This window comes from Actinacidiphila cocklensis (assembly GCF_907177275.1).
Taxonomy (GTDB): domain Bacteria; phylum Actinomycetota; class Actinomycetes; order Streptomycetales; family Streptomycetaceae; genus Actinacidiphila; species Actinacidiphila cocklensis.
Map to the genome: position 1 here is coordinate 1 of NZ_CAJSLV010000059.1, position 17243 is coordinate 17243.

The window sequence follows — 17243 nt, forward strand, 5'->3', positions numbered from 1 at the left end:
AGCCGCGGGTGCCGCGGGTGCCGCGGGGACGGTAGCGGTGCCCGCGCCGGAGCCCGTGCCCGTGCCCGTACCGGAGCCCGCGCCGAGGGTCGTGCCGGGGTCCGTACCGGAGCCCGCGCCCGGGTCGGCGGCGGGGGTCGTGCCCGCACCTGCGCCTGGGACGGTGCCGGGGCCCGCCCCCGGAACGGCTCCCGTGCCCGCGCGGCCGACGGACGCCGTGCGGGTGCGGCGGGACGCCGGGGTTCCGGCCGGGACGGCCGGCGCGGGCGCTGACGCCGCCAACTCCGCGCGGGCGGTGGGGCGACGGGTGTCCTGGGCGCCATCGCCCGGGGTGACCAGGCGGAGCAGGATGCGGCGGGCGGTGGCGGCCTCGGACGGCGAGAGGCGGGCGTAGAGGCTCTCGGCGGTGGCGGCGATCGCCCCGTGGATGCCGCCCGCCGCCTCGTACATCTCCTCGGTCAGCGCCCGGCCGCGGCGCCGCCGCCATGTCTCCAGCAGCGCGTGCGACACCAGCGGGAGGCTGCCCGGCTCCTTCTCCGCCTCGCGGACGATCCGCGCCGTCAGCGAGCGCTCGACGATCAGCCCGGCGGCCGCCGCCGGCTTGACGATGACCTCGCGCAGGGCCGCGGGACCCATCGGGGCGACGAGCAGCGCCGCGTCCCGCAGGGCTTCCGCCAGCCCCGGGTGCTCGGCGCAGCGGCCGAAGAAGTCGGCGCGCACCGCGATCACCACCCGCACCCGCCCGCCGGGCCGCGTCGCGGCCAGCAGCAGGTCCAGGAACGCGGCGCGTTCCCCCGCGTCGGCGCCGAGGGTGAAGACCTCCTCGAACTGGTCGACGACGACGACCGCGTCCCCGTCCTCGTCCTGCCCGGGCGGCAGCAGCGCGGCCCGGGTGGCAGCCTGTGCGGCCGGGTGCGGACCCGGCGTGAGGATGCGGATCGCGGCAGGGCGCTGCCCCGCCGACCGCAGCGCGGTCACCAATCCGGCCCGCAACAGCGACGACTTGCCGCTGCCCGACGCGCCCACCACCGCCACCAGCCGCTGCCTGCCCAGCCGTTCGACCAGCCGGGCGACCAGGTCCTCGCGCCCGAAGTACAGCTCGCTGTCCTGCGCCTCGAAGCGCCGCAGGCCCCGGTAGGGCGCCGCGGTGTCCGCGTCGGGCGGCTGCGGCCCGGCCGCCTCGCCCGTGGCGGCCTCGCGCCAGCGCCGCTCCCACCGATCGGCCGACTCGGCGTCCCCGCCGCACGCCTTGACGTACGCGCGCAGCGTCGGAAGCGACGGCAGCCGGGTGCCGCCCGCCGCCTGCGACAGCGTGCTCGCGCCGCATCCGGTGAGCCGGGCCATCTCCCGATAGGTGGGGCTGCCCGCCTCCACCCGCAACTCACGCAGCTCATAGGCCAGTTGCTGCACAGGCCCGGTCTCAGGATCGAGCCGGCCCTCAGGACGCCCTGCCATACGCTCCCCACCCGTATCCGCCGTCTCCCGCCCCCCGGCGGCCACAGGCGCACGCTACGTGTGGCACCCGACCGCGGCAAGCTCCGCCCGGCCGGAGCCGCGGTATTGATCCGGCCGGCCGGGCGGGGCCGCCATTCAAGTCCGGCCCCTGCTGAGCTGGTGCGGTCAGCACATGAGGGGGGAGCGGGTCGTGCCCGTCGCAAGATCAGTCAAAGTCGGCATCGTGGGTGGGGTCTTCACCGCCATGGTGGGGGTCGCCGGGGTCGGCGCGTACAACATCTACACCGGCCTGGACGGCGGGGGTGGCTCCGGTACGCCCGGCGTACGCAGCCAGGCGGCCGCCGCCGACCCGACCACCCGAGCACCGCTCACGGGCAAGGAGATCACCGCCACCGCGGGCAGCTTCCTTGCCGCGTGGTCGTCGGGCGACACCGCGGCCGCCGCGGCCCTGACGAACTCCCCCGAGACCGCGGCCTCCGACCTGGAGGCCTACACCACCGGCGCCCACATCGGCTCGGTGAAGACCGCCCCCGGGGCGGCGACGCCCGGCGGCGAGCGCTTCACCGTCACCGCCCGCATCGCCTACGGCGGGCAGAACTCCACCTGGACGTACGGCTCCTCGCTCACCGTGACCCGCAACTCCGCGGGCGATCCGGCGGTCGCGTGGTCGGCGTCCGTCCTGAACCCCGGACTGGCCTCCGGCGACACCCTCCTCACCAGTACCCGGGACGCACCCGACCTGGAGGTCACCGACCGCGCGGGCAACGTGCTGACCGGCGACCGCTATCCCTCGCTGGCCCGCATCATCGCCGACCTCAAGCAGCGGTACGGCGACCGGCTCACCGGCGGCACACCCGCCATCGGGACCTGGGTCCGCAAGGCCGACGGCTCGGACGGGCCGATGCTGCACGTCCTGCGCAAGGGCACCGGTATGCGGCTGCGGACGACGCTGGACGCCACGCTGCAGTCAGCCGCCGAGAAGGCGGTGTCCGGCAGGAACGGAGCGGGCGTCACCGCGCTCGACACCCGCAGCGGCGCGGTCCTCGCCGTCGCCTACAGCCCGGCGGACGGCGTCGACCTGGCGCTGATGGAGGACTCGGCGCCGGGCTCCACGTTCAAGATCGTCACTGCGGCGGCGCTGCTCGACTCGGGCATGACGCCCTCCTCGACGGCTCCCTGCAAGGCTGACGACAACTACGCCAACGGCCGGATGTACCATAACGATTCGCCTACTCTGCACAAAGCGGACGCCACCCTCGCCTGGGACTTCGCGCAGTCCTGCAACACCGGTTTCATCCGGCAGGCCGGCCGGCTCGGCTCGAACGGGCTGAAGAACACCGCCGCGAAGTTCGGCCTGACCCGGGAGTGGTCGGTCGGCACCCCGACCCTCGACGGGCGCCCCGACATGCCGGACAGCAGCGCCCCTGACGAGTTGACGTCGGAGATGATCGGCCAGGGCGAGCTGGGGATGAGCCCGCTCGTGATGGCCTCCGTGGCCGCCACCGCCGCGAGCGGCGACTTCCACCAGCCGCTGATCGTGGACCGCGGCCTGGTCGAGGGGCCGGTCGCCACCGCCTCCGGCCTGTCCTCCCGCACCACCGGCTACCTCCGGCAGATGATGCGCGGCGCCATCACCGACGGCACCGCCAGTGGCGTGATGAGCGGCTTCGGCCCCGGCTCGGGCGCGAAGACCGGCTCCGCGGAGGTGTCGGGACAGAGCACCACCAACGGCTGGTTCGCCGCCTACGCCGGCCATGTCGCCGCGGCCGCCGTCGTCCACGACGCCGGGCACGGCAACACCACGGCCGGGCCGATCGTGGCAGCGGTCCTGCGGGCCGGTCGCTGAACTCGACCCGCTCCATGTCCGGTTGCGGTGACGCCCCGTCGATACGCCCCGCCGGGGCGCCCCCGGCAGCCGGGACGCCCAGATGGGCGGCCCGCTCCTGTGGCCGGCGGCGGAGGAGTGGCCGCCTTCGCCCCGCCCGGGGAGTCCGGCCTCGTCCCCCTCGGCGACGCCCGCTGGGAGGCGTCCCGGCCGACCGGGATGCCGGTGGGCCGGGGCGACTCCCACGGCGGCCTGTTCATCTGCTCCGCCGCCCCGGACAGTCACCCGCCCACCTTCTTCCCCGGCTGGCGCGGCCCCGGTGAACGTCAAGCCGAGCGGCGGCGCTTGACCGACACCGTCAGGAACGCGCCCGCCGCGGCCAGCAGTGCCGCGAGCCCGGCGAGCAGGCCCGTGTGCGACGAACCGGTGTGGGCCAGCTCGGTGGTGGACGGCGAGGAGCCGCCGGTCGTGGCGCCCGCGGAGCCGTCCGCGGCCGGGACCGCGGCGGACGTGGGGGAAGCGGGAGCCGAAGCCGTCGCCGAAGGCGTCGCGGGAGCCGACGGCTTTGCGGCCTTCTTCAGGTGGAGAGTGGTCTGCGCGCTCGCGATCTGCTCGCCGAGCACCACCCGCGACGAGACGTTCAGGTCGCGCGGGGCGGCCGGCTGCTGCGCGGCGGTGAAGCGCAGCCGGTAGCTGTGCGTCTGCTGGTAGGCGAAGCCGGCGGGGACCTGGGGAAGCAGCCAGGACCGGCCGTCGACCACGGTCTTGGCCGGCACCCAGTTCCCGCCGCTGCGGTACTCCAGGCCCAGGCCGGGCACGGTGGAGCCCAGTTCGACCATGTCGTTCAGCGGGCTGGTGAACTTGCCACCCGCCCCGTTGTGCAGCTCCAGGGTCGTCTCCCCGGGGTGCCCGGGCGCGACGGTCACGGCGCCGTCGAACTTCTCGGTGAGGCGGCCGTCCGGCAGCGCGGGTGCGATGTCGAAGTGGACGTCGGCAGGCGCCGCCACCCGGCCGGTGCCGGCGCTGACGTCGATGTCGAGACCGTCGTCGTTGCCGGGGAAGCCCGCTGCCGCGCCGACCGTCATCTTCCAGCTGTAGGCGGCGCCGGCCGGGATCTGGAAGCTTTTGTTCCAGGTCCCGCCGTGCGGGAAGAACAGGACGTTCAGGCCCGGGTTCTGCCCCTGCACCGAGACGTCGGTGGCCGGTGCGTGAAGGGGCACGACCTCGGTCCGCACCTGGTCGGCCGCCAGCGGGCTCGGCCCGCTGGCCCCGGGCCACACCATGGCGTCACCGGTGAACGGCTGCGCGGCGTCGCTCGTGTTGGTGACGGTCACGGTGAAGCTGTTCGTTCCCTGCCCGCGGGTCAGCGTGTTGTGCGTGACGTCGCTGACCGCGACCTTCAGCGGGGCCGCCGTGCTGTCGGCGTGGGCGGCGGGGGCGAGCAGGGTCCCGCCGAGAACGGCGACCGCGGCGACGCCGGCGAGACGCGAACCGGAGATGCGGGTGACGGAGTTCGGGATGCTGGACATGTGAGGGGTGCCTCTTTCGCTGTGCGAAGCGGTGTGGTGCTTGGATGACCGGAGCTTGCGGGGTGATCCGTCCCAGCCGCCACGTGCTGCGGCCCGTTCGGAACGGTGGGATGGTGAAACCCGCGCTGACCAGGGAGAATTGGGGAGCCCTGGGATGCCGAACGGGATACGGGCACGTGGGGGGAACGGGTGTCAGGTGAGGCAGGGGCCACGGAGGCCGAGGAATTCGCGACGCTGCTGCGCGAACTCAAGGACCGCTCCGGCCTGAGTTACGGGGCGCTGGCCAAGCGGGTCCACATGAGCGCGTCGACGTTGCACCGCTACTGCAGCGGTGGCGCGGTCCCGGGCGAGTACGCGCCGCTGGACCGCCTCGCGCGGGTGTGCCGTGCGACGCCGCAGGAAGTCGTGGAGCTGCACCGGCGCTGGGTCCTGGCGGACGCGGCACGCCGGCCCAGGGTGGACCCGCCGGCGGCGGCGCCGGATGCGGCCGCCGCACCGGAGGAGGCCGCCGCGGAACCGGCCGAGGAACCGGCCGCGGCGGGGGAAGGACCTGCGCAGGGCGGTTCGGCCGAGCCCGCTCCGCCGGACGAGCCGGTCGTCGTCCATGTGCCGCCGAGCCCCGTCCGGCCGCGGCGTCGTCGTACCGTGCTGGTCACGTCCGCCGCGGTGGCCGCCGTCCTGGTGGCCGCGTCACTCCTCGCGCGGCCGCTGTGGAAGGGCGAAGGGAACGGCACGGGCGGGCAGCAGGCGGCCGGCGCCGCCGCGACCAGCGCGACCACCGGCGCCCAGGAGCCGCGGGGCACCCCGTCCCCGAGCGGCCGGAGCCGCACGCCGTCCGCGCCGGCCCCCACCACGGCCCCGACGACGGCGCCCGCCACGAAGGGGGCCGTCCCCGCGAAAGGCGGCTCGGGGCAGGGCACCCCGGCCGTCCCCCTCACCGTCAGCACCCGTCCGTACGTCTACGACTCCCCCTGCGACCAGCGCTTCCTGGTCGACAAGGCCCCCGGGCAGGTCGGCCCGTTCCCGGACGAGCAGGACGCGCCGCGCTGGGTGTCCGCCAACGGTGCGGTCGCCGCGGGCGGTCAGCAGGTCGCCCTCACCGTCCAGGGCCGCCCCGGCGCGGACACCGTCGTCCTCGAAGCGCTGCACGTGGACGTCGCCTCCAAGCACGCGCCGCTCGCCTGGAACGACTACACGATGAGCCAGTGCGGCGGCATGGTCGACACCAAGTCCTTCGACCTCGACCTCGACAAGGGCAGCCCCACCCTCGCGGTCAAGAACGGCCAGCGCGACTTCCCTTACAAGGTCAGCGAGTCCGACCCCGAGGTCTTCTACGTCACCGTCCACACCACGGGCTACGACGTCCGCTGGACCCTCGGCCTCGACTGGTCCAGCGGCGACCGCCACGGCACCGTCCGCATCGACGACCACGGCGCCCCGTTCCGCACCAGCGCCGATACGGGCCGCCCCCAGTACGGGTACCCGCCGGGCGGCGGCGACTGGATTCCCCCCACGGGCTGACCGCCGCCGTGCCCGTCGCCCGGCGCCTTTCACAAGGCCAGGCCCGCTGCGGAGCGTTGAACGCCCGGCGGGCGGGACGTAGGTTCCGGGCATGACGAATGTACGGATCGGCGTGATGTACGACCGGGACTGGGCTCCGGAGGGCCTGCCCGCCTTCGCGCGGGAGGTCGAGGCGCTGGGGGCGGACGAGTTGTGGGTCGTCGAGGACCTCGGGTGGAACGGCGGGATCTCGGCGGCCGCCGTGGCGCTCGGGGCGACGGAGCGGTTGCGGGTGGGGATCGGGATCGCGCCCGCGCCCTTGCGCAGCCCGGTGCTGCTGGCGATGGAACTGGCCACGCTGGCACGGGTTTTCCCCGGCCGCCTGGTGGCCGGCGTCGGGCACGGGGTGCGGGAGTGGATGGCCGGGGTCGGCGTCGCGCCCCGCTCGCCGCTCGCGCTGCTGGAGGAGACCATCGACGCGGTGCGCGCCCTGCTGCGCGGGCAGAAGGTCGAGCTGGACGGCCGGGAACTCAAGCTGGACGGCGTGCAGTTGGTGCACCCGGCCACCGAACCGCCGCCCGTCGTCGCGGGCGTGGTGCGGCCCCGCTCGCTCGAACTGTCCGGCCGGGTCGCCGACGGCACCCTGCTCGCCGAAGGCAACGGGCCGCGGGACCTGGCGGACGCCCTGGCCCTGATCCGCAAGGGCGGCGCCACCGCCGACCACAGCCTCGTCGTCTACGCCTTCGGCTGCCTGGGCGACGACCCGCAGGAGGTGGCGCGGACGCTGCGCCCCATGGTCGAGGGCCAGGCCGGCTGGCTCGGCCGCTCCCCCGAGGACGTCTTCACCGTCTCCGGTACGGCCGAGCAGGCCGCCGGGCAGGTACGCGAGCTGGCCGCGGCGGGCGCGGACACCGTCGTCCTGCGGATCTTCGGCCCGGGTCCCGCCCGGCAGCTCGGCGCCGTCCTGGAGGCCCTGCGGGCCGGCTGAGCGGGTCGGCCGATCCCGCACCACCCCGTCGGAGCACTCCACCCCTCCCGCGCGGCCCCCGGAGCGGGCAGCCCGGGAGGGGTCCCGAGGTCTGATACGCTGATCCAGCGACAACGGCCTGTCAGGCAGTGCTCAACCGGTCACGGAGAGCGAGTCACCGGGAGCGTCGCAAAAAACCCGTGCGAAAGCATGGCACAGCATGTGTCAGACTTAACCCGCACAAAGCAGTACAGCAAGGTCCTGTGGAGCAGTTTGGAGTGCTCGCCACCCTGTCAAGGTGGAGGCCGCGGGTTCAAATCCCGTCAGGACCGCTGCGGCTGGGTAGCTCAGTTGGTACGAGCGACCGCCTGAAAAGCGGTAGGTCGCCGGTTCGACCCCGGCCCCAGCCACCGCACGGCGTAGGCCCCGTCTTCGGACGGGGCCTACGCCGTTTTCCGCGCCCCTCAGCCCCTCAGCGTCCCCCCGGGTGCCGGTGCCGCCACACCACGAAGACCGCGGTCGACAGCGCGGCCCACCCCGCGAGCACCACGAAGGGGAAGGCGTGCTGGTGGCCGCCGAAGTAGACGGCGGTGTGCTGGGCGTTCACCGACGCGCCCGGCGGCAGCCAGCGCCCGATCCGCCCGAGCAGCGACGGCAGCAGCGGCCACGACACCGCGCCGCCGGACGACGGGTTCCCCAGCAGCACCATCAGCCCCCACGTCGGGAGCATCGCCCACCGGCCGACCAGCGTGTTGAACATCGTGAAGACCATGCCGGACGTGAACAGCGTGAGCGCCAGGATCAGCCACGACTCGGCGAACGGCAGGTCCACCGCCCCCAGCCCCCAGTCCACCACCGCGGCGATCGCGAACCCGCCGAGCATCGAGTACCCGGCGATGAAGGCGATCCGCTCCGCGGGGTTGAGGGAGCGGGCGTGCACGCTGAGCTGGATGGCGCCGACGAAGCCGAGGATCACCGCGGCCAGCGAGATGTAGAAGATCGCCAGGCCGCGCGGGTCGCCCTTCTGCAGCGGGTTGATGTCGCTGACGGTCACGGGCTCGCCGAGCGACCTGCCGACCATGGGCGCGGTCTCCGCCAGCAGCTGCGCGACGCTCGCGCCCGACGCCGACGACACGTACAGGTGCGGGGTCGCTCCCGCGGTGAGGATCGCGAAGACCTTCTGCGCCTCGACGGCGCCCTCCGCCGCCGCGAAGCTGTCGTAGTGGTGCAGCTGGAGCGAGGCGCCGAGCGCCTCCTCCATCCCGGCGACGAACTCCGCCCGCTTGACCTCGGAGATCGGCACTCCGGTGACGGCCGTCGGAATGTGCCGCGGTGTGGGATTGGCCATGGCGTACGTGTACGACCCGGCGAACAGGCCGGCGGCGCAGGCGATCAGCAGGACCAGCACGCATGCGGGGAGGAAGGGGGACGCGCGGAACGTGTTCCACCACGACGGTGCAGCCCGCTCCTCCATGCCCTCACGCTAGGCCGCCCGAGCCCCCCGCGCCCCCGGGCACACCCCGTCGGTGCGGCTCCCCTCCGGCAGGGGGGTGCGCTTCCGCCGGGCGCGGCGGGTGCGCGGCTCCCCCCTCCGGCAGGGGGGGCGCCCTTCCGCCGGGCGCGGCGGGTGTGCGACTCCCCCCTCCGGCAGGGGGGGCGCCCTTCCGCCGGGCGCGGCGGGTGTGCGGCTCCCCTCCGGCAAGGGGGTGCCTGACAAGGGCGCGGCGCTCCTGCTGTGCCCCTCCGGCAGGAGTACGCCCCCAGGGCCGCGGGGCTTCTGCGGTGCCCATTCCGCAGGGGGTGCCTGGAAGGGGCGCGGGGAGTGCGCCTTCCCCGGATGGGGCGGGGGCGGTTCCCCTTGCGGAGGAGGGCGCTTTTCAGGGGCGCGGGGAACTGCGCGACCCGCCCCCAGAGCTTCGCATGGGAGGTGCCCCCACCACCGGGGCGCGGGTCGCCTCCGTCCCGAAGGGGCTGTTCGGGGGAGCCCCCGAGGCCCCGCGCCCAGCGGAAGCGCACCCCCGCCGGCCGCGGGGGAACGCGGCGCCCCCGCGGCCGGCGGGGTTCGGGGCGGGACCCCGGGGAAATGGGGTCGCTACCGGTGGGGGGCAGGTGCGAGCATGGGTCGCGTATGTCTACTTACGCGACCACCGCTGAACTGGCCCAACGCCTCCCCGCCCTCACCCTGCGCGACGAGCAGCGGCTGGGGCGGCGGCTCGACGGCGCCCGGCGCATCCGGAAGCCGGAGGCCCGGGCATCGGTGCTCGCGGAGATCGACGCCGAGATCGCCAGCGGGGAGCAGCGTATAGCGGCCCGCAGGGCGGCCGTGCCGCAGATCACATACCCCGAGGCGCTGCCGGTCAGCCAGAAGAAGGACGACATCCTGGCGGCCATCCGCGACCACCAGGTGGTGATCGTCGCGGGCGAGACCGGCTCGGGCAAGACGACGCAGATCCCGAAGATCTGCCTGGAGCTGGGCCGCGGGGTGCGCGGCCTGATCGGGCACACGCAGCCGCGCCGCATCGCGGCCCGCACGGTCGCCGAGCGCGTCGCGGAGGAGCTGCGGTCGCCGCTGGGCGAGGCGGTCGGCTGGAAGGTGCGTTTCACCGACCAGGTCGGGGACTCGACCCTGGTCAAGCTGATGACCGACGGCATCATGCTCGCGGAGATCCAGACGGACCGCGAGCTGCGCGCGTACGACACGATCATCATCGACGAGGCGCACGAGCGCAGCCTGAACATCGACTTCATCCTGGGCTACCTGGCCCAGCTGCTGCCCCGCCGCCCCGACCTGAAGGTGGTCATCACCTCGGCGACGATCGACCCGCAGCGCTTCTCGCGGCACTTCGGGGACGCCCCGGTCGTGGAGGTCAGCGGGCGGACGTATCCCGTCGAGGTGCGCTACCGGCCGCTGCTGGAAGAGGGCGGCGAGGACACCGACCGGGACCAGGTCACCGCGATCTGCGACGCCGTGGACGAGCTGCAGGCGGCGGGCCCCGGCGACATCCTGGTGTTCCTGTCCGGCGAGCGGGAGATCCGCGACACCGCCGACGCGCTGGTCAAGAAGAACCTCAGGCACACCGAGGTGCTGCCGCTGTACGCCCGGCTGTCGTCGGCCGAGCAGCACCGGGTCTTCCAGCAGCACGCCGGCCGGCGGATCGTGCTGGCCACGAACGTGGCGGAGACCTCGCTCACCGTCCCCGGCATCCGCTACGTCATCGACCCGGGTACGGCCAGGATCTCCCGGTACAGCCACCGCACCAAGGTGCAGCGGCTGCCGATCGAGCCGGTCAGCCAGGCCAGCGCCAACCAGCGCAAGGGGCGCTGCGGGCGTACGTCGGACGGCATCTGCATCAGGCTCTACGACGAGGACGACTTCCTGTCTCGGCCGGAGTTCACCGACGCCGAGATCCTGCGGACGAACCTGGCCTCGGTGATCCTGCAGATGACCGCGGCGGGGCTGGGCGACATCGCGCGCTTCCCCTTCATCGATCCGCCGGACAGCCGCAACATCAAGGACGGCGTCCAACTCCTCGAAGAGCTGGGCGCGCTGGACCCGAAGGAGAAGGACGCCCGCAAGCGGCTCACGCAGACGGGCCGCAAGCTCGCGCAGCTCCCGGTGGACCCGCGGCTGGCCCGGATGGTGCTGGAGGCGGAGCGCAACGGCTGCGTGCGCGAGGTGATGGTGATCGCGGCGGCGCTGTCCATCCAGGACCCGCGCGAGCGGCCCTCGGACAAGCAGCAGCAGGCCGACCAGCAGCACGCCCGCTTCCGGGACGAGAGCAGCGACTTCCTGGCCTTCCTGCACCTGTGGACGTACGTCAGGGGCAAGCAGAAGGAGTTGTCGTCCTCGGCGTTCCGCCGGATGTGCCGCTCGGAGTTCCTGAACTACCTGCGCATCCGCGAATGGCAGGACATCTACAGCCAGTTGCGCTCGGTCGCGAGGTCCCTCGGGATCGCGGTGGCCGAGCCGAAGTCCGAGGACGACGCGGCGGACCCGGTGCGGGTGCACCAGTCGCTGCTGGCGGGGCTGCTGTCCCACCTGGGCCTGAAGGACACCGACAAGAACGAGTACCTGGGCGCCCGCAGCGCCAAGTTCGCGGTCTTCCCCGGCTCGGCGCTGTTCAAGAAGCCGCCGCGGTGGATCATGTCGGCCGAGCTGGTGGAGACCTCCCGGCTGTGGGCGCGGGTCAACGCGAAGATCGAGCCGGAGTGGGTCGAGCCGCTGGCCCAGCACCTGGTCAAACGCACGTACAGCGAGCCGCACTGGGAGAAGGACCAGGCGGCGGTGATGGCGTACGAGAAGGTGACCCTCTACGGCGTCCCGCTGATCGCCCAGCGCAAGGTCAACTACGGGCGGATCGACCCCGAGGTCTCCCGCGAGCTGTTCATCCGCAACGCCCTGGTCGAGGGCGACTGGCGCACCCACCACCAGTTCTTCCACGACAACCGCAAGCTGCTCGGCGAGGTCGAGGAGCTCGAACACCGGGCCAGGCGGCGGGACATCCTGGTCGACGACGAGACGCTCTTCGACTTCTACGACCGCAAGCTGCCCGAGCACGTGGTCTCCGGCGCCCACTTCGACTCGTGGTGGAAGCACAAGCGGCGCGAGGAACCGGAGTTGCTCAACTTCGAGCACTCCATGCTGATCAACGAGGGTGCCGAGGCGGTCACCAAGGCCGACTACCCCGACTCCTGGCGGCAGGGCGCGCTGAAGTTCCGCGTCACGTACCAGTTCGAGCCGGGCGCGGACGCCGACGGCGTGACCGTGCACGTGCCGCTCCAGGTGCTCAACCAGGCGGTGCCCGACGGCTTCGACTGGCAGATCCCCGGCCTGCGCGAGCAGGTCGTCACCGAGCTGATCCGCTCGCTGCCCAAGCCGATCAGGCGGCACTACGTGCCCGCGCCGAACTACGCGAAGGCGTTCCTGGACCGGGCGGTCGCCGGGCCAGACCCCCTGCCGGCGGTGCTGGCACGGGAGTTGCAGCGGATGGTCGGGGTTCCGGTCACCGCGGAGGACTTCGACCTGGCGAAGGTGCCCGACCACCTGAAGGTCACCTTCCGGGTGAGCGACGAGCGGCGCCGGACGATCGCCGAGGACAAGGACCTGGACGCGCTGAAGCTGCGGCTCAAGCCGAAGACGCGGGAGGCCATCACGAAGGCCTTCGAGCGCGCCTCGGACCCGGCGCTGGCGAGCGTCGAGCAGCGCACGGGCCTGAAGGACTGGACGATCGGCACGCTGCCGCGCACGTTCGAGACCAGGAGGTCCGGGCAGCCGGTCAAGGCGTATCCGGCGCTGGTCGACGAGGGCACGTCGGTGGCGGTGCGGCTGTTCGACACCGAGCCGGAGCAGGCCGCGGCGATGTGGCGTGGGACACGCCGGCTCATCCTGCTGAACGTGCCGGTCAACCCGGCCAAGTTCGTCGCCGACCAGCTGTCCAACCAGCAGAAGCTGGCGCTGTCGCGCAATCCGCACGGCAGCGTGCAGGCGCTGTTCGAGGACTGCGCCACGGCTGCCGCCGACCGGCTGATCGCCGAGCACGGCGGTCCCGCGTGGGACGAGGAGGCGTACCGCAAGCTCTTCGACGCGGTGCGGGCCGACCTGGTCGAGCTGACCGGCCGCAGCGTCAAGCAGGTCCAGCAGGTGCTGGCCGCCTGGCACTCCTGCGAGCGGCGCCTGAAGGACACCAGGAGCCTCGTTCTGGTGGCGAACCTCCAGGACGTCAGGGAGCAGCTGGCAGGCCTCGTACACCCCGGTTTTGTGACGGAGGCGGGCCTCAAGCGGCTGCCGGACCTGATGCGCTACCTGGTCGCCGCCGACCGCCGCCTGCAGCAGATGCCGACGGGGGCGCAGCGGGACGCCACCCGCATGGAGAAGGTCCGCGAGATCCAGACGGAGTACGCCGAGCTGCTGGCCGCACAGCCCAAGGGCCGGCCCGTGCCCGCCGCGGTGCGGAACATCCGCTGGATGATCGAGGAGCTGCGCGTGAGCTACTTCGCGCACGCGCTGGGCACGGCGTTCCCGGTCTCCGACAAGCGCGTCTTCAAGGCCCTGGACGAGGCGTGGGGCTGAGCGAGGCCCCCGCCGCCGGCCGCCTCGCGATCGAGTTCGACCGCACCCCCTGACCTGCTGTACAGTCTGTCTCGCAGCAAGGTCCTGTGGAGCAGTTTGGAGTGCTCGCCACCCTGTCAAGGTGGAGGCCGCGGGTTCAAATCCCGTCAGGACCGCACAACATGAAGCCGGCCCGCAGTCCCCTCGGACGCGGGCCGTCGTCATGTCCGACCCGCGGAGGCCGCGCCCGCGGCGCCAGCCGCAGATGGACCGCAGCAAATCCCGTCAGGACCGCACAACATGAAGCCGGCCCGCAGTCCCCTCGGACGCGGGCCGTCGTCATGCCCGGCCCGCGGAGGCCGCGCCCGCGGCGCCAGCCGCAGATGGACCGCAGCAAATCCCGTCAGGACCGCACGACATGAACGGCCCGCGCCCCCTCGGACGCGGGCCTTCGCCATGCTCAGCGTCACCCGACTCACGAGACCCGGTACCGCCCTCGCGGACCGGGTCTTCGCGTGTGCGCCGGCGCGTACCCCGGTGCGTCCCGTCCACCCCCTCCAGGCGCGGGAGTTCACTACCGCACCGCCCGCAAGATCCACAAGTCCCGCGCATGTGACGGGAGTCACGTAAAGTCGATTCGGGATCGCGGAACTCGACGCCCTCCGGAAGGCTCTCGATTTAATATGTGCAATGGCACCCCGTCCGGGACGTACACCCAAGGCACGAAAAAGGACCGCATCGGACCCGGCGGAGTCCGATGCGATCCTGGTGAAGCTGCGTTGCTGCTGTGCTGTTACGGGCGGATCCGGCGGGATCCGGGTGGTACAGGCGGTGCAGTGTGGTGCGGGGTACTACGGGTGGATCTGGTGGAGCCGGTGGAGCACAGGCCGCGCGCCGTCCTGATGGGGGCAGGTGAGCCGTGCGGCCGGGCGCCGATAAGGGGGGACGGCGCCCAAAAGGGCTGTCAGGCCTCGCTGCGCTGCTGCGGAATACCCGCGAGCAGCGCACGGACCTCCGCTTCGCGGTAGCGGCGGTGCCCGCCCAGCGTGCGGATGGACGTGAGCTTGCCTGCCTTGGCCCAGCGCGTGACCGTCTTGGGGTCGACGCGGAACATGGTCGCGACCTCGGCAGGGGTTAGCAACGGCTCGGCATCAGGGGTGCGAGCGGTCATGAGCGGCCTCCTTGAGAGAACCGAACCAACGCGGTTCTTTCCTCTAAATTCTGCACCTTGACCCACGTTGCCCGAAATGGCAGACGCGGGCCGAGTCGGTAATAGGACGAACGGCTTGTCCTCGGCACTACAACTACACCATCCGTCCAGCCGCGTCGGCCAAACCGATGGATTTGCCCTCTCAGGTGTTCAAGCTCGACGGAAGCCGATGGACCATCTCATAACGGACAGTCACCTGAGCGTGACGATCAGTCACAGTACGATCATCTGCAACATCCCCACCTTCGAGACGCGCCCGAGGCGGACCCGTTGTCCCATTTTGGCATGACACATGGTGATGCAGGCAAGACTCCGGGTACGTGCTCTCCGTCACCCTTGGGCCATACATCCGGAAAAGATCACCCGCGGAGGGCGCCGCTCAGCTGGAGAACTGGCGTTCGCGTACGGCCCGCCACCGCTCGGTCAGGCGTTCGTACGCCACCCCCGCCGCGCCCGAGTCGCCGGCCCGCAGCGCCGCCAGGCCCTCGGCGACGTCGGCCGCCGAGCGGTCCTCGGCCAGCCGGTCGGGACCCATCACGTGGACCAGGCCGCCGTAGTCCAGCTCCACCAGGGACCGCGGGTGGAACTCCTCCAGCCAGCGGCCGACGTCGATCAGCCCGTCGACCAGCGGGCCGCCGTCGTCCAGGGAGTCCTTGAGCACCCGCAGGCCGCGCGCCACCCGGCGCCTGGCCTGCACCATGGGCGTGCGGTAGCGCAGCAGCGGCTCCTTGGACTCGCCCGCGCCCGCCGGCTCGTACTCCCGCTCGTCGTCGCCGACCAGCACGAACCAGCGCACGGGTACGTGCCAGGTGGCGGTGCGGATCCAGGGCCGCGCGTCGGGGTTGCGCTCGCGCCAGGCCTCGTGGTCGGCGGCGGCCTGCCGGCGTACGACCGGCGGCAGCATCGCGTCGAGCACCGGCTCGGGCACCAGGTCGCCGGCCCGCTCCAGCGCCAGCCAGCCGCGCAGCCGGGTGCGCCAGGGGCAGACGTGGGTCACACCGCCGACCACGGCGACGAAGGCGTCGGCGCTCTCGTGCACCGGGACGGCGATCGGCGGGACCGGGACCAGGCCGGCCAGCGACTGCCGCAGCTCGTCCTGTGCGGTCCGACCGGGACCCGCCGAGGCGTAGCGGTACCAATGGCTGCGTTCGGGCTCGGGAAAGGCCGCCAGCGGCTCGTAGACCCGCAAATACGCCGCGTAGGGGACCAGTACCGGTGAACCGCCCACACCCGCTCCCTCGCGCCACCGTGCCGTCGGTCAGATCGTCCCACGCGGCCGCGCCGCCCGGACGTGATCCCGGCCACCCGGTGCCCGGCAGGGCCTACGCTGTGGCCATCAACCCCTCCGCCACCCGCACGGGGGGCGCGACCATCCAGAAAGCACTGGGACCACTGGACTATGGGAGTCACCACCGTGACTGACGTACGACAGACCGAGAGTGTCGTCGCCAAGCTGTTCCGATCGGAGCAGGGCGGACACGAGCAGGTCGTTCTCTGCCAGGACCGCGTATCGGGCCTCAAGGCCGTGATCGCGCTCCACTCCACCGCACTGGGCGCAGCCCTGGGCGGTACCCGCTTCTTCCCGTACGCCTCCGACGACGAGGCCGTCGAGGACGCGCTGAACCTCGCCCGCGGCATGTCGTACAAGAACGCGCTGGCCGGCCTGGACCACGGCGGCGGCAAGGCCGTGATCATCGGCGACCCGGACATCGACAAGACCGAGCGGCTGCTGCTCGCCTACGGGCGCTTCGTCGCCTCGCTCGGCGGCCGCTACGTGACCGCGTGCGACGTCGGCACCTACGTCTCCGACATGGACGTCGTCGCCCGCGAGAACCGCTGGACCACCGGCCGCTCGCCGGAGAACGGCGGCGCGGGCGACTCCTCCGTGCTCACCGCCTTCGGCGTCTTCCAGGGCATGCGCGCCGCCGCCCAGGTCCAGTGGGGCGAGCCGTCGCTGCGCGGCCGCCGGGTCGGCATCGCCGGCGTCGGCAAGGTCGGCAAGCACCTGGTGCAGCACCTGCTCGACGACGGCGCCGAGGTCGTGGTCACCGACGTGCGGGCCGAGGCGGTGGACGCGATCACCGCACGCCACCCGCAGGTCAGCGCGGTCAGCGACGCCGAGGTGCTGATCCGCACCCCGCTCGACGTGTACGCGCCGTGCGCGCTCGGCCACGCGCTGAACGACCCGACGGTCGCCGCGCTGACCGCGACCGTGGTGTGCGGCGCGGCCAACAACCAGCTCGCGCACCCGGGCGTCGAGAAGGACCTCGCCGACCGCGGCATCCTCTACGCGCCCGACTACGTCGTGAACGCCGGCGGGGTGATCCAGGTCGCGGACGAACTGCACGGTTTCGATTTCGACCGGGCCAAGGCCAAGGCGACGAAGATCTTCGACACGACTCTGGCCATTTTCGATCGTGCGAAGGCAGACGGCGTGCCTCCCGCGGTCGCCGCCGACCGGCTGGCGGAACAGCGGATGGCGGACCGCACTCCGGCGGCGGAATGGCTGCGTCCTTGAGTGACGCACGTGACCGAACGCACGGCCCGATAGCAAGTTCGCGCTAGAAGAAGGTAAAATCGGGCCTGACCAGGCAGGACAGGGTCGTGAACGGCACCTGATCCGACGCGCGTCGTGCGGGCGACGTACCGTGCGGCGTCGGAAGCAGGTACCGTTGAGGCCCTACGGACCGGTCTCTCTCCGGAGAGAC

The 17243-nt window shown here is 72.8% G+C and carries 10 protein-coding genes and 3 tRNA genes; 8 read left to right on the forward strand and 5 right to left on the reverse strand.

The features are described 5' to 3' along the window. Nucleotides 1–1455: XRE family transcriptional regulator (locus tag NFU81_RS19110; RefSeq protein ID WP_251491520.1), on the reverse strand; the 1455-nt coding region annotated here is incomplete at its 3' end. A gap of 223 nt (nt 1456–1678) precedes the next feature. Between NFU81_RS19110 and NFU81_RS19115 the strand changes: the two genes are divergently transcribed. Next, nucleotides 1679–3301 (forward strand): penicillin-binding transpeptidase domain-containing protein, encoded by a 1623-nt coding sequence (locus tag NFU81_RS19115; protein ID WP_251491522.1) that lies wholly within the window; start codon nt 1679–1681, stop codon nt 3299–3301. Between the two features lie 305 nt (nt 3302–3606). Here the strand turns inward: NFU81_RS19115 and NFU81_RS19120 are convergent, their stop codons facing one another. Further along, nucleotides 3607–4809: a hypothetical protein gene (locus NFU81_RS19120; protein ID WP_251491524.1), complete on the reverse strand. Its 1203-nt coding sequence runs from the start codon at nt 4807–4809 to the stop codon at nt 3607–3609. A gap of 189 nt (nt 4810–4998) precedes the next feature. Here NFU81_RS19120 and NFU81_RS19125 point away from each other — a divergent pair, with 189 nt between their 5' ends. The 4 genes from NFU81_RS19125 to NFU81_RS19140 all read left to right on the forward strand — a co-directional run bounded on the left by NFU81_RS19125 (nt 4999) and on the right by NFU81_RS19140 (nt 7686). Beyond that, complete coding sequence (locus NFU81_RS19125) at nt 4999–6330, forward strand: helix-turn-helix domain-containing protein (RefSeq protein ID WP_251491527.1); 1332 nt, start codon at nt 4999–5001, stop codon at nt 6328–6330. Nucleotides 6331–6421: 91 nt separating this feature from the next. After that, the gene (locus NFU81_RS19130; protein WP_251491529.1) at nt 6422–7297 is read left to right on the forward strand and encodes an LLM class flavin-dependent oxidoreductase; all 876 of its coding nucleotides are present in this window, start codon (nt 6422–6424) and stop codon (nt 7295–7297) included. A gap of 236 nt (nt 7298–7533) precedes the next feature. Continuing rightward, a tRNA-Asp gene (locus tag NFU81_RS19135) sits at nt 7534–7608 on the forward strand. Nucleotides 7609–7612: 4 nt separating this feature from the next. After that, nucleotides 7613–7686 (forward strand) — tRNA-Phe (locus NFU81_RS19140). 62 nt (nt 7687–7748) lie between these two features. On the opposite strand, the gene NFU81_RS19145 is transcribed toward NFU81_RS19140, so the two are convergent. After that, complete coding sequence (locus tag NFU81_RS19145) at nt 7749–8750, reverse strand: ABC transporter permease (RefSeq protein ID WP_251491531.1); 1002 nt, start codon at nt 8748–8750, stop codon at nt 7749–7751. Nucleotides 8751–9404: 654 nt separating this feature from the next. Between NFU81_RS19145 and hrpA the strand changes: the two genes are divergently transcribed. Beyond that, nucleotides 9405–13346 (forward strand): ATP-dependent RNA helicase HrpA, encoded by a 3942-nt coding sequence (gene hrpA, locus NFU81_RS19155; RefSeq protein WP_251491533.1) that lies wholly within the window; start codon nt 9405–9407, stop codon nt 13344–13346. Between the two features lie 80 nt (nt 13347–13426). Continuing rightward, a tRNA-Asp gene (locus tag NFU81_RS19160) sits at nt 13427–13501 on the forward strand. Between the two features lie 788 nt (nt 13502–14289). Here the strand turns inward: NFU81_RS19160 and bldC are convergent. Together bldC and NFU81_RS19170 are read right to left on the reverse strand one after the other, a co-directional pair. Next, nucleotides 14290–14496: a developmental transcriptional regulator BldC gene (gene bldC / locus NFU81_RS19165; protein ID WP_003949541.1), complete on the reverse strand. Its 207-nt coding sequence runs from the start codon at nt 14494–14496 to the stop codon at nt 14290–14292. 418 nt (nt 14497–14914) lie between these two features. Next, complete coding sequence (locus NFU81_RS19170) at nt 14915–15763, reverse strand: DUF8083 family protein (protein WP_251491535.1); 849 nt, start codon at nt 15761–15763, stop codon at nt 14915–14917. A 171-nt stretch (nt 15764–15934) separates the two neighbouring features. On the opposite strand from NFU81_RS19170, the gene NFU81_RS19175 reads away from it, so the two are divergent. Continuing rightward, the gene (locus tag NFU81_RS19175) at nt 15935–17053 is read left to right on the forward strand and encodes a Leu/Phe/Val dehydrogenase (RefSeq protein WP_251491537.1); all 1119 of its coding nucleotides are present in this window, start codon (nt 15935–15937) and stop codon (nt 17051–17053) included. Nucleotides 17054–17243 lie beyond the last annotated feature (190 nt).